Genomic DNA, 13170 nt, shown 5'->3' on the forward strand with positions numbered 1-13170 from the left:
TATTCTTTTCTTATTTTATATCTATATACCATATATCAGCAATGTATTTTCGTAAATTTCTAATACATACTCGTTCATTGTAAGATTGCCTGGAAAAGTGTTGTACATATAGTAGGATGCAAATGAAGAAATAAGATGATAAAAAGCTCGCATAAGCGAGCTTTTTATTAATATACAGATGTATTATTTTCTGACGTATTTTCTAAAATTTCTTTTACACGTCCTAAGAACTTACCACAAATTAAGCCATCTAGTACACGGTGATCAAGTGATAAACATAAGTTAACCATGTCGCGAGCACCGAACATACCATTATCCATAATTACTGGGCGTTTTACAATTGATTCAACTTGTAAAATAGCCGCTTGTGGGTAATTAATAATACCCATAGATTGAACAGAACCGAATGATCCTGTGTTATTAATTGTAAATGTTCCACCTTGCATTTCGTCCGCTTTTAACGATTTCGTACGTACTTTTCCTGCAAGCTCTGTAATTTCACGAGCGATACCTTTAATCGTCTTCTCATCCGCGTGTTTAATTACTGGTACAAATAGTTCGTCCTCTGTTGCAACAGCGATAGAAAGGTTAATATCTTTCTTCTGAACGATCTTATCGCCAGCCCACATTGAATTGATTTGAGGATACTCTTTTAACGCTTGTGCTACTGCTTTTACGAAGAAAGCAAAGAACGTTAAATTAAAACCTTCGCGCTTTTTGAAATCACCTTTAATTGAATTACGGTATGACACAAGGTTTGTCACATCTACTTCAATCATCATCCAAGCATGTGGCGCTTCGTGTTTACTACGTAACATGTTCGCTGCAATTGCTTTACGCACACCTGTTACTGGAATTTCGATATCGCCAGGCATTGTTGGTACAGAAACTGGTTTTACAGCTTCTACTTTTTGTGCTACTGGCGCTGCTTTTGGTGCCTCTGGACGCGCTTCTACTACTGCTGCTACCGCTTCCTCTTTCTTCGCACCTGCTTGCGGAATATTCCCAGATTCCACAAGCTTTAAAATATCTTTACGAGTGATACGGCCATTTGCTCCCGTACCTTCTACTAAATCTAAATCAACATTATGCTCACCTGCAAGTTTTAAAACAGCTGGTGAAAAACGTGGTTTTCCATCAGTTGGTTGTTTTGCTTTCGGTGCTTTTTCAGGCGTAGCTACTTCTGCCTTTGGTTCTTCTTTTGTTTTTTCCTCAACAGCTGTCGCTGCTACTTCATCTGCGCCTTCTACTTGAATAACACAAACTACTTCACCTACAGCTAACGTCTCACCTTCACCAGCGATTAATTCTTTCACAATACCAGTGAAAGAAGATGGCACTTCAGCATTTACTTTATCAGTCATTACTTCTGCAAGCGGATCATACTTGTTTACGTGATCGCCAACATTAACGAGCCATTTACTAATTGTACCCTCTGTAACGCTCTCCCCGAGCTGAGGCATTGTGATATTTTCTACAGCCATGTATAGTCCCCCCGATTAAAATTCCGCAAGTTCACGCATTGCTTTTTCAACTTTATCTGGATTTACCATAAAGAATTTTTCCATTGTTGGTGCATATGGCATTGCTGGAACATCTGGACCTGCAAGACGTGCGATTGGCGCATCTAAATCAAACAGACAGTTTTCAGCGATAATAGCTGCCACTTCACTTATAATACTTCCTTCTTTATTGTCTTCTGTTACAAGAAGAACTTTACCTGTTTTAGAAGCCGCTTCAATAATTGCTTCTTTATCTAACGGATATACCGTTCTTAAATCAAGAATGTGTGCAGAGATTCCATCTTGTGCTAACTTTTCAGCTGCTTGAAGAGCAAAGTGAACACATAATCCGTAAGTGATAACAGTAATATCATCACCTTCGCGTTTTACATCTGCTTTTCCGATTGGTAATACATAGTCATCTTCTGGCACTTCACCTTTAATTAAGCGATATGCACGCTTATGCTCAAAGAATAATACTGGATCTTCATCACGAATTGCAGCTTTTAATAAGCCTTTTGCATCATATGGTGTAGAAGGGATAACAATTTTTAAACCTGGTTGGTTTGCAAACATCGCTTCTACAGATTGTGAATGATACAATGCACCGTGAACACCGCCGCCAAATGGCGCACGAATTGTAACTGGACAAGTCCAATCGTTATTAGAACGATAACGAATTTTTGCTGCCTCAGAAACAATTTGGTTTACTGCTGGCATGATGAAATCAGCAAACTGCATTTCAGCAATTGGACGCATACCATACATTGCCGCACCAATTGCTACCCCAGCAATTGCAGATTCTGCAAGCGGTGCATCAAGCGCACGATCTTCACCAAATTGATCATATAATCCGTGTGTCGCTTTAAATACGCCACCTTTTTTACCAACATCTTCACCTAAAACAAATACTTTCTCATCGCGTTCCATTTCTTCGCGCATTGCTAATGTAATAGCATCAATATAAGACATTACAGCCATGAAACGTTCCCCCTATTCTGCGTATACGTGCTTCAATGCATCTTCAGGTGCTGCATACGGAGCATTTTCTGCATATTCTGTTGCTTCATTTACGATATGCATAATTTCGTCTAACATTTGTTTTTCAAATTCCTCAGTTAACACGCCAGCTTCTTTTAAATAAGCTGCAAATGTTATAATTGAATCTTTTTTCTTTGCTTCTTCTACTTCTTCTTTATCACGATAAACACGATCATCGTCGTCACTAGAATGTGCTGTTAAACGATATGATACTGTTTCAATTAAAGTTGGGCCTTCACCACGACGGCCGCGGTCTGCTGCCTCTTTTACAGCTTTATATACTGCAAGCGGATCGTTTCCGTCTATTGTATATCCAGGCATACCGTAACCAATTGCACGGTCTGATACGTTTTTACATGCTAATTGTTTTTCAACTGGAATAGAGATTGCGTATTTATTATTTTCACACATGAAAATAACAGGTAGTTTGTGTACACCAGCAAAGTTTGCTCCTTCATGGAAGTCACCTTGGTTTGAAGAGCCTTCTCCGAATGTAACGAACGTTACTAAATCTTTCTTCTCCATTTTTCCAGCTAGTGCAATACCAACTGCATGTGGTACTTGCGTTGTTACTGGTGATGAGCCTGTAACAATACGATTTTTCTTTTGACCGAAGTGACCAGGCATTTGACGACCACCAGAGTTTGGATCGCCAGCTTTTGCGAAAGCAGACAACATAAGCTCTTTAGCTGTCATACCAAACGCTAGTACAACACCCATATCACGGTAGTATGGTAATGCATAATCTTTCTCTCTATCAAGAGCGAACGCCGCTCCAACTTGTGCAGCCTCTTGTCCTTGACAAGAAATTACGAATGGAATTTTACCTGCACGGTTTAATAACCACATACGTTCGTCAATTTTACGTGCAAGTAACATCGTACGGAACATTTCTAATACTTGCTCATCACTTAAGCCAAGCTCTTCATGGCGCTTTTCTTTTACTTCTGCCATTTTTCATAACCTCCTAAATCCACATTTTTATGCGTGTAACGCTCTTCCATCTACAGCAAGTGCAGCTTCACCAATCGCCTCAGATAATGATGGATGCGGATGAATTGTATGTGCTACTTCCCAAGGTGTTGCATCAAGTACTCTTGCAAGACCAGCTTCAGAAATCATATCTGTTACATGTGGTCCGATCATATGAACACCGAGAATGTCATTTGTTTCTTCATCAACTACAAGTTTTACAAAACCGTCTGATTCTCCGTATACAAGTGCCTTTCCGATTGCACGGAATGAGAACTTACCTACTTTTAACTTATAGCCTTTTTCTTTTGCTTCTTGTTCTGTTAAGCCGACAGAAGCAACTTCTGGACTACTATATACGCATTTTGATACCATAGAATAATCAATTGGTGCAACTTCTTTACCAGCGATATGTTCTACTGCAACAATTCCTTCATGAGAAGCAACGTGAGCAAGTTGCAAGCCACCGATTACATCTCCAATTGCGTAAATATGAGATTCCTTCGTTTGATAAAACTCATTTGTTTGAATGTATCCTTTTTCCACAACAATATCTGTGTTCTCTAAGCCCATATTTTGCGTATTCGCTTGTCTTCCTACAGATACAAGCATTTTTTCTGCTTTAAATGCTTTGTTCTCACCGTTATGTTCAGCTTGAATTGTTACTCCATTATCTTTTACCAATGTTTCTGGTAATACTTTTGCACCAGTTACCACTTTAATACCTTTTTTCTTGAATAGACGTTGCATTTCTTTTGAAACGTCATTATCTTCTAGTGGTAATATGTTTTTCGCATATTCTAATACAGTAACTTCTACACCGAAGTCAGCAAGCATAGATGCCCACTCAATACCAATTACACCGCCACCAACGATAATGATTGAGCTAGGAAGCGTTTCCATTTTTAGGGCATGATCCGAAGACATTACATACTCTCCGTCTAACTCTAATCCTGGTAATGAATTTGGACGAGAACCTGTTGCAACAAGTACATTTTTTGGAATTAACATTTCATTCTCTTCTCCACTTGCAAGTTCAACTGAAATTGTACCTGGCATTGGAGAGAAAATAGATGGGCCAAGAATACGGCCAATACCTTCAAACACATCAATTTTACCTTGTTTCATTAAATGCTGAACGCCTTTGTGAAGCTGCGTTACAATCTTCTCTTTACGCTCTTGTACTTTAGCAAAGTTTAGTTCTACATTACTTGCAATAACTCCGAACTCTTCTCCTTTTTTAGCAGTTGCGTATACTTCCGCACTACGTAAAAGAGCTTTACTAGGAATACATCCTTTGTGTAAACAAGTACCACCAAGATTTTCTTTTTCAACAAGTGCAGTTTTTAACCCTAGTTGTGATGCACGAATAGCAGCAACATATCCACCAGTACCGCCGCCAACGATGACTAAATCATATTCTCTTGCCATTATCTCAACCCCTAGCTACTGTTTGTTTTTCTCGTACAATATATTCTTTTGGAGCTTCTTCTTCACGTAATACACGAAGTGCTCCTTCTGCTAACGCTTGTAATTCATCTTCTCCTGGATGTACGATAACATCTGCAATCCAGTGAACACGTTCTTTTATTTCATCGACAAGAATTTTACTGTACGCAAGTCCACCAGTTAATACGATTGCATCGATTTTCCCGTGAAGTACAGCACTAGCTCCGCCAATCTCTTTTGCAACTTGATACGCCATTGCTTTATAAATAAGAGTTGCTTCAGGATCACCTTTTTCAACCATTTGTTCTACTTTAATTGCATCGTTTGTACCGATAAGACTTACAAGTCCACCTTGTCCGACAAGTTTTTTAACCATTTCGTCTCGGTAATACTCACCAGAAAAACACATTTCAACTAATTGTCCTACTGGTACTGTACCAGCACGCTCTGGACTAAATGGTCCTTCTCCGTTTAAGCCATTATTAACATCGATAACTTTTCCTTTTTTATGAGCACCAACTGTAATACCACCACCCATATGTGTAACTAATAAATTTAAATCCTCATATTTGTGATTTAATTCATCTGCTACTTTACGAGCAACCGCTTTTTGGTTTAATGCATGGAAAATACTTTTACGTTCCATACCAGCAATACCGCTAATACGAGCAATCGGTTCCATTTCATCTACAACGACAGGATCCACAATGAATGCAGGAATGTTTAATCCAGAAGCGATTTCATATGCTAAAATGCCTCCAAGGTTTGAAGCGTGATGACCGCTAAACCCATTTTTTAAATCTTCTAACATCGCATCGTTTACTGTATACGTACCGCCTTCGATTGGACGAAGTAATCCACCACGCCCACAAACAGCGTTTAATTTTGAAATGTTAATACCATGAGAATGTAGAACTTCTAAAATCGTTTCTTTACGAAACTCATATTGGTCGATAATTCGCTTATATTTTCCAATCTGTTCTACGTCATGACGAATAGTTTCTTCTAGAACGGGTCTTTCATTATCAAAAACACCAATCTTTGTGGATGTACTACCTGGGTTAATAACAAGAATTCGATTTACAGACAATGTTGCTACCTCCACTAATAAATTTAAAAGGAAGTGGAAACCTCATAAGAGGTAACCACACCTTTTGTAAAAGTTATATATGAATGATTAGCGACGGCTAATAATGTCGTGACCGTTGCGTAAGTATGTGCTACGAGAGTTTTTCAAGCTTGCAATGCGCTCTTCAGCTAGACGATCTGCTGCAACATAAGTTGCTATGCCATCGCGTTTTGAAATTTCGATTACTTTTGCAATTGTGTCATAAATAGACTCAACACGTTTTAATGCACGTTCTCTATTGTATCCATATAATTCGTCTGCTACGTTAATTACGCCACCTGCATTAATAACATAGTCTGGTGCGTATACAATACCCATTTCATGAATAAGGTCGCCGTGACGATCTTCTTTTAATTGGTTATTTGCAGAACCTGCGATTACTTTTGCTTTAAGTTGTGGAATAGTTTCATCATTAACTGTTGCGCCTAATGCACATGGTGCGTAAATATCACATTCAACACCGTAAATTTCATTTGGCTCAACTGCTGTTGCACCGAATTCTTCTACTGCACGTTGTACAGCTTCTTTATTAATATCTGTAACGATTAATTTTGCTCCTTCAGCGTGTAAATGTTTGCATAGGTGATATGCTACATTACCAACACCTTGAATAGAAATTACTCTTCCTTCTAGGTTATCTGTACCAAATGCTTCTTTTGCAGCTGCTTTCATACCACGGTAAACACCGTATGCAGTTACTGGAGATGGGTTACCAGAAGAACCGAATGATGGTGAAATCCCTGTTACAAAATCAGTTTCCTCATGGATAATATCCATATCATCTACTGTTGTACCAACATCTTCAGCTGTAATATAACGTCCGTTTAGTCCTTGAATGTAGCGTCCTAATGCACGGAACATCGCTTCGCTTTTATCTTTACGTGGATCACCGATAATTACTGTTTTTGCACCACCTAAGTTTAAACCAGCTGCTGCATTTTTGTATGTCATCCCTTTTGCAAGACGCAATGCATCTTCAATCGCCGCTTCTTCAGAATCATATGTCCACATTCTTGTTCCACCAAGAGCTGGTCCAAGTGTTGTATCATGGATTGCAATGATTGCTTTTAAACCAGATTCTTTATCTTGACAAAATACCACTTGCTCATAATCATATTTTTCTAAGTATTCGAAGATTTCTAATGTCATTGTCGTTTCCCCCTAATTGTTTTACCCTATTTGGTTTATTTTGAAGCAGTCGCAACTGCCAATGCTAATGAATATACTTTTGTTTCTGCTGAATCAGCACGTGATGTTAAAACAATCGGTGCTTTAGCGCCAGCAATCATCGCTCCTACCTTTGCATTTGCAAAGTAGACGAGTGATTTATATAGCACATTTCCAGCTTCAATCGTTGGGACGAGTAAAATGTCTGCCTTACCTGCTACATCACTTACTATGCCTTTATGTTCTACTGCAATTTGTGATACTGCATTATCTAAAGCAAGTGGTCCATCAACGACACAATTTTTAATTTGTCCGCGGCGATTCATTTGAGTTAACATCGCTGCATCAATTGTCGCTTGCATCGCAGGATTAACAACCTCTACCGCTGCAATTGGCGCTACCTTTGGCAAATCAATTCCTATTGCCTGGGCAACTTCTACAGTATTTTGTATAATAGCAGCTTTTTGTGTTACATCAGGTGCAATGTTCATCGCTGCGTCTGTAACAAAAATAAGACGATCGTAATTTGGAACTTCAAACGCTGCAACATGTGAAAGCACGCTACCCTTACGAAGTCCCCACTCTTTATTTAATACAGCTTTCAAAATATTTGCTGTTGGGATGTTCCCCTTCATTAGCACATCTGCTTCGCCATTGCTTACAGATTTAACAGAAAGTTCTGCAGCCTCAGCACTTGACGCTGCTGCAATCACTTCAATATGTTCTGAAGTTTGTAACCCATGCTCTTGTAGCATCCCTATTATTTTCTCTTGATTTCCATATAGACGAAATTGAGCTAGCTGTAACTTGATTGCTTTCGCTACAGCTTCAATTACTTCATGATCTTCAGCTACTGCTACAGCCACAGTTTTTTTAGGCTGTCCTGCTGCTTGATCAATTAAGTGTTCTAACTTCATATTTTGTAATCAACCCTTTCCGTCGTCCCTCGTCTATTCATTAAGCAAATACCGTGCCAACTTTCAAAAGTGGTCTTACCAATAATGAAAACGCATTCAAAATGCAGTAAAATCAATACTTTGAAAAACAACGAAATATTCTGTCTCGTTTTGTCGCTTTTTGTATACCATGCAATAAATTGCACGGTATGCAATTTATTGCATGCTATTTTTTGCGCAGTCATACTTTTCTAGCTTGTAATATAAGTTTCGAACTGAAATTCCTAACGCTTTTGCAGTCTTCGTTTTGTTCCCATCAAATTTCTCTAAATATTCACGGATAATATTCCCCTCAAATTCTGTCACTAGGTGTTCAAGGGCCTTCTCTTCTAATTCAGGTAATAAATTATTTTGTTTCGTCTCTACTTGTTCTTCTTTATGTAAAGGCGGTAAATGATGTACATCAATATATATTTCGTTATAATTCATAAAGATAATAGCTCGTCCTAAAATATTTTCAAGTTCCCTAACATTCCCTGGCCATTCATATGATTGCAAATACGAAACGGCTGAATCGGTGAGTCCTTCTACATTACGACCATAATCTTGATTAATTTTTTGAATTAACCTTTCTGCAATCGCTGGTATATCTCCTTTACGCTGACGAAGGGAAGGAATTTGAATCGGGATTTTATTTAAACGATAATATAAGTCCTCTCTGAACTCTCCTTCTAGAATGCCCTTTTCTAAATTCACATGTGTTGCTGCAATTACTCGGACATTAATAGGTATCGCTTTCGTTCCCCCTACTTTCACAATTTCTTTTTCTTGTAGCACACGAAGGAGCTTCGCTTGCGTATTTGCAGATAACTCTCCGATTTCATCTAAAAAAACACTTCCATTATTCGCTTCTTCAAAGAATCCTCGTTTCCCGCCTCTTTTCGCTCCAGAAAACGCGCCTTCCTCATAACCGAATAATTCACTTTCTAATAAGGTCTCAGAAATAGCAGCACAGTTTACTCGTACAAACTTATTGTATTTTCGATTACTACTGTTATGAATAGCGTGTGCAAATAACTCTTTCCCCGTACCAGATTCCCCTCTAAGCAATACTGTTGCCGGTGTATTCGCTCCAAGTTTTGCTTGTTCAATAGCTGCCGTCGTTTCATCTGAATCACCAACAATATCATCAAATGAATATTTTGCTTCTAACGTTCGAATAATTTGTCTTGCCCTATTCAATTCATTTGTTAACTTTTGAATTTCTGATACATCGCGAATTACCCCGACGCTCCCTTTCAATATTCCATCGACAATAACCGGTGCTACGTTTACAATTACATCTCGCTTTTTTTGCCCAATCTTCATATGTATTCCTCGTACCGCTCGGCGCGTCCGAAGTACTTTCATATGCATACTTTCACCTTCCACAATATCAGTTGTAGCCGGCTTCCCAATAATTTCTTCTTCAGTCAAACCCGTTAACTTCGTATAAGCAGGGTTTATAACTAGTCCTCTTCCTTTCTCATCAACAACCGAAATTGCTTCCTCAGATGAGTTAATAATCGCCTCAAGTAGCGTTTGAATTTCTTTTAAGTCTGTAACTTCTTCCGCTAAATCTACAACTTCTGTAATGTCTTTAAAAATCGCAAATGCCCCTTGAACCTCTCCACCTTCTTTTAATATCGGAATACGCGTTGTAATAATCTTTTTTTCATTCTCTAACGTCAGTTCATGATTCACTTCTATTTTTTTCGTGCGTATAATACGAAGCAACTTACTCGTTGGAATAACTTCTAAAATATATTTCCCTATTGCTTCCTCTTTTTTATATCCAGTAATACGCTCTGCGCTTTTATTAAACAGACGAACTTGTCCCTCTTGGTCTATAACAATCATACCGTCATGCGTTGAATTTAAAATTAAATTCCCTTGTTGCGTCTGTTCTTCTAGCTTTCCAATTAAGCTTTCCTTCTCATGCGCTAGTCTCGTAACAATTTTTGCAATATCCCCTGGTATAAGAAGGGTGTCTTTATGCTTGCTTCCCAATAAAACTTTATGTAAATCATAATCACCTGTCATATCAAACATTACATCAATATGCATAGAAAGAAACGGAGTTACACTATCACCAATCGGAACCCCATATTCCTTTGCGATTTGTAATCCTTTCGCAATTGGATTACTATCAATAACTCCTATAATTTGAAATATATTCGAATTTTGCAACAGACTCAGCAGTGTACTCCCACCTTCACCTGCTCCAACAATTAACACATTTTGTTTCATACATTACACTTCCTCTCGAAGTATCTCTGCAAAATTTTTCACATTCTTATCTTACTCGTTCAGCAACCTCTTGACAAACCCCCATTCCATATAACATCATTAAAATACACAAAATAATCTGAAAAGGAGCGTTATGTATGCAGCGTTACCTCGCTCTATTATTAGCACTCATCCCCATTTCATTAGCCGTGCTTGGTATTAAACTAATGAGAGATACTGTATTTGGGATTTTGTTCTCCCCAATCCCTATATTATGGTTACAATTTTTAATCGGCGCTCTTTGCTTCGCACTCGGGTTTTATATCTTCGCCGGCTTCGTCTTACACAGAGATCGTAAGAGAAATAAAGTACAAGCACGCTTCAGAAGATAAAACAAAGTTTTCACATATCATAAATAAAAAATGAGACCATTATATTAGGTCTCATTTTTTTATCGGTAATAAAGTTCTTGCTGTTTCAGGATAATCAGTAATAATCGCTGATATATTCATATCAAAATATTTACGCATAAGCGTTTCTTCATTTATCGTGTAAGGACGAACCTCCACACCACTTCCCATCGTTAATTCAGCGATAGCATCTTGAAGATAACGATAATTCGGATGTACTGCAGTAGCACCCATCTTTTTTGCATATGCCCACGGGCTATGCAAACCTTCACGATACAAAATAGCTGTTTGAATATCAGGAGCCATCATATGACATCGCTTCATACTGTAGTGATTAAAAGAAGAAAACACAATCCGATCCTCTAGACTAAACTTACGTACAAGTGTTATAACCTCTTCTTCTAAACCTCTGTATGGGATTTTATTATTTTTCAGTTCAATATTGAGTAGCAATTTCGTTTTTGCGAGCCATTCTAACACCTCTTCTAGAAGAGGTATTTTGCAAAAACCTACTTTGTCACCGAATTTATAACTCGCATCCAACTTACATAAATCCTCATATAAATAATTTCGAACCGCACCTTTTCCATTTGTTGTCCGATCCACCGTTTCATCATGAATAACGACAACTTTTCCATCTTTCGTGAATTGAACATCGAGTTCAATTCCATCTGCCCCGAAAGCCTCTGCTGCTTCAAATGAAATCATTGTATTTTCCGGATACGTTCCCGCCGCACCACGATGCGCAAATATAAGAGTCATCCTCACTCCCCCAATCTTATGCTATACTATACGAAAAAGGAGGTACTTCTATGAGACCATTACAAATTTCTCCAGACACTGCAGTCCGCCTATCAAAAGCGTTAGGTGTTCCACTTGAACAACTTATGCATATGCCACAGCATATTTTAATCCAAAAGTTAGTTGAATTAGAAAAACAAAATAAAGACGAAGAATAATATAGTCCTGTTTTGCAGGGCTTTTTATTATTATCTATTATATCATGGATGACTTCCCCGCTAAAATCCTTTAACAGATGTACTACGATGCGATTTAGCCTTTACTTCATCATTTAATAATGAATTATATATCTTCTTTTTTGTTACAAGTCATAAAGAAAGCAGAATATTTATTCACAAGTCACCATTGCCCCCTTAAAGCAAGGTAATAAAAAAACTAGAAGCCCTTCATATTATTTTTTATTGAATGTGCGGAGTATCCCCTGATTCGTATAGTTCTTTCGCTTTTTCCTCCCCGAATGTAGTTAAAATATAATGTTGCTCTTCTACCGCATCCATCGCTCTAGTGGCTTTACAAACATTACCCTCTTGAGCATCCGAGAAAAAATTGTGATCTTCTACAATTTTACTAAAATCTTTTTTCGCCCATCTATCAGCAATTGCTACAAGCTCATTTTTCTTCGCAAAACTACTCTTATTTATGATTTTTTTTAATTTTTCAGCGTTATTTTGAATCATTGGGATGGATCCCGATTTTCGTTCTGCCACTACTTTTTGATGAGTCATGTGATACATCGCTGTAATGACTTCGCTTTCAGTAGAATTTTCAGTAACATACACATCAACAAAGACTCCATCTACCTCTCTACCTACTATCGTTGGGTCTTCTTTTTTATCTATTTGAGCACTCACTTCTTTATCTACTGGATTATCGGCAAGCTCTAACATTCCAAATGTAACTGCAACAGCAAGAACTCCCATAGCTGCTACTATTCCTAGCCAAGTTAATATTTTGTTTTTCATTTTCCTTCTCCCTCTGTATACCTATTTAATTACCTTAAAAAACTCACTTATATGTAATATTACTAAAAACAGGTTTTATTTTCCATAATATCAAACAACCCTTTTTATCTACCCAAATAATTTTGATAAAATCGATATCACTTCTCCCTCTTTTTCTCAACAAAATAAAAAGACCAACGAATTCTAAAATTCATTGGTCATTAAATAAAAGTTTATTGGTTTTAAAATTGATATCGAGTATAAATTTCAAGAATTATTAAGCTCTACTAAAACTTAAATCCCTTACTACTTTCCCTCTCAGCTAGCCTTATGTTCAAGTCTTAGCTTATCCGCAACCATTGCGATGAACTCAGAATTCGTAGGTTTTGCTTTTGACATGGATACAGTATAACCAAAAGCTTTAAACGTTGATATGTAGACGTTTCTAACATTTTCTTTTCGTCCAATAAATACGCTAAATTTCACGCCCTTTATTGGTTTAGTTTTTCCTAATTCATTGGTAACATTACGTTACTAATGTGTATAAGAATATGATACATAACCACAGGGGCAAACGTCAATAAAATTAAATGA

At 37.7% G+C, this 13170-nt stretch carries 12 protein-coding genes and 1 pseudogene; 2 read left to right on the plus strand and 11 right to left on the minus strand.

Annotation, left to right across the window (positions count from 1 at the left end):
- Positions 1–167: 167 nt before the first annotated feature.
- From JFT95_RS18415 to JFT95_RS18450, 8 genes are all read right to left on the minus strand, one after another.
- Positions 168–1484 (minus strand): dihydrolipoamide acetyltransferase family protein, encoded by a 1317-nt coding sequence (locus JFT95_RS18415; protein WP_002184993.1) that lies wholly within the window; start codon positions 1482–1484, stop codon positions 168–170.
- Positions 1485–1499: 15 nt separating this feature from the next.
- Positions 1500–2483, minus strand: a complete 984-nt coding sequence (gene bfmBAB / locus JFT95_RS18420; RefSeq protein ID WP_000290070.1) for a 3-methyl-2-oxobutanoate dehydrogenase subunit beta — start codon at positions 2481–2483, stop codon at positions 1500–1502.
- Positions 2484–2495: 12 nt separating this feature from the next.
- On the minus strand, positions 2496–3497 hold the full coding sequence (gene bfmBAA, locus JFT95_RS18425; RefSeq protein ID WP_000852549.1) for a 3-methyl-2-oxobutanoate dehydrogenase subunit alpha: 1002 nt from the start codon (positions 3495–3497) through the stop codon (positions 2496–2498).
- 27 nt (positions 3498–3524) lie between these two features.
- On the minus strand, positions 3525–4946 hold the full coding sequence (gene lpdA, locus JFT95_RS18430; protein ID WP_002015090.1) for a dihydrolipoyl dehydrogenase: 1422 nt from the start codon (positions 4944–4946) through the stop codon (positions 3525–3527).
- 4 nt (positions 4947–4950) lie between these two features.
- Positions 4951–6054 carry a butyrate kinase gene (buk, locus tag JFT95_RS18435; protein ID WP_002088555.1) on the minus strand — a complete coding sequence of 368 codons (1104 nt, stop codon included), beginning with the start codon at positions 6052–6054 and terminating at the stop codon, positions 4951–4953.
- Positions 6055–6141: 87 nt separating this feature from the next.
- Complete coding sequence (locus JFT95_RS18440; RefSeq protein ID WP_002015088.1) at positions 6142–7242, minus strand: leucine dehydrogenase; 1101 nt, start codon at positions 7240–7242, stop codon at positions 6142–6144.
- Between the two features lie 35 nt (positions 7243–7277).
- Positions 7278–8177, minus strand: coding sequence for a phosphate butyryltransferase (yqiS, locus tag JFT95_RS18445; RefSeq protein WP_002015087.1), 900 nt, complete (start codon positions 8175–8177; stop codon positions 7278–7280).
- 195 nt (positions 8178–8372) lie between these two features.
- Positions 8373–10445: a sigma 54-interacting transcriptional regulator gene (locus JFT95_RS18450; RefSeq protein ID WP_002129032.1), complete on the minus strand. Its 2073-nt coding sequence runs from the start codon at positions 10443–10445 to the stop codon at positions 8373–8375.
- Positions 10446–10582: 137 nt separating this feature from the next.
- Here JFT95_RS18450 and JFT95_RS18455 point away from each other — a divergent pair, with 137 nt between their 5' ends.
- Positions 10583–10816 carry a DUF2627 domain-containing protein gene (locus tag JFT95_RS18455; RefSeq protein WP_201052945.1) on the plus strand — a complete coding sequence of 78 codons (234 nt, stop codon included), beginning with the start codon at positions 10583–10585 and terminating at the stop codon, positions 10814–10816.
- A gap of 51 nt (positions 10817–10867) precedes the next feature.
- On the opposite strand, the gene JFT95_RS18460 is transcribed toward JFT95_RS18455, so the two are convergent.
- Entirely contained in the window at positions 10868–11596 is a 729-nt protein-coding gene (locus tag JFT95_RS18460; RefSeq protein WP_002033957.1) for a glycerophosphodiester phosphodiesterase, read from the minus strand.
- A 50-nt stretch (positions 11597–11646) separates the two neighbouring features.
- Here JFT95_RS18460 and JFT95_RS18465 point away from each other — a divergent pair, with 50 nt between their 5' ends.
- Positions 11647–11793: a YycC family protein gene (locus tag JFT95_RS18465; protein ID WP_001247671.1), complete on the plus strand. Its 147-nt coding sequence runs from the start codon at positions 11647–11649 to the stop codon at positions 11791–11793.
- 240 nt (positions 11794–12033) lie between these two features.
- Here the strand turns inward: JFT95_RS18465 and JFT95_RS18470 are convergent, their stop codons facing one another.
- Together JFT95_RS18470 and JFT95_RS29360 are read right to left on the minus strand one after the other, a co-directional pair.
- A complete protein-coding gene (locus JFT95_RS18470; protein WP_002167694.1) occupies positions 12034–12597 on the minus strand; it encodes a PRK06770 family protein in 564 nt (187 codons plus the stop codon).
- Positions 12598–12894: 297 nt separating this feature from the next.
- A pseudogene (locus JFT95_RS29360) lies at positions 12895–12993 on the minus strand (sporulation initiation factor Spo0A C-terminal domain-containing protein); the annotation flags it as partial.
- Positions 12994–13170 lie beyond the last annotated feature (177 nt).

Source organism: Bacillus sp. TH17, assembly GCF_016651125.1.
Lineage (GTDB): Bacteria > Bacillota > Bacilli > Bacillales > Bacillaceae_G > Bacillus_A > Bacillus_A mycoides.

Excerpts from the sequence above, each read along its gene's own strand:
- JFT95_RS18415 (WP_002184993.1), bottom strand. The coding sequence starts at position 1,484 with ATGGCTGTAGAAAATATCACAATGCCTCAGCTCGGGGAGAGCGTTACA.
- bfmBAB (WP_000290070.1), bottom strand. The coding sequence starts at position 2,483 with ATGGCTGTAATGTCTTATATTGATGCTATTACATTAGCAATGCGCGAA.
- bfmBAA (WP_000852549.1), bottom strand. The coding sequence starts at position 3,497 with ATGGCAGAAGTAAAAGAAAAGCGCCATGAAGAGCTTGGCTTAAGTGAT.
- lpdA (WP_002015090.1), bottom strand. The coding sequence starts at position 4,946 with ATGGCAAGAGAATATGATTTAGTCATCGTTGGCGGCGGTACTGGTGGA.
- JFT95_RS18440 (WP_002015088.1), bottom strand. The coding sequence starts at position 7,242 with ATGACATTAGAAATCTTCGAATACTTAGAAAAATATGATTATGAGCAA.
- yqiS (WP_002015087.1), bottom strand. The coding sequence starts at position 8,177 with ATGAAGTTAGAACACTTAATTGATCAAGCAGCAGGACAGCCTAAAAAA.
- JFT95_RS18450 (WP_002129032.1), bottom strand. The coding sequence starts at position 10,445 with ATGAAACAAAATGTGTTAATTGTTGGAGCAGGTGAAGGTGGGAGTACA.
- JFT95_RS18455 (WP_201052945.1), top strand. The coding sequence starts at position 10,583 with ATGCAGCGTTACCTCGCTCTATTATTAGCACTCATCCCCATTTCATTA.
- JFT95_RS18460 (WP_002033957.1), bottom strand. The coding sequence starts at position 11,596 with ATGACTCTTATATTTGCGCATCGTGGTGCGGCGGGAACGTATCCGGAA.
- JFT95_RS18465 (WP_001247671.1), top strand. The coding sequence starts at position 11,647 with ATGAGACCATTACAAATTTCTCCAGACACTGCAGTCCGCCTATCAAAA.
- JFT95_RS18470 (WP_002167694.1), bottom strand. The coding sequence starts at position 12,597 with ATGAAAAACAAAATATTAACTTGGCTAGGAATAGTAGCAGCTATGGGA.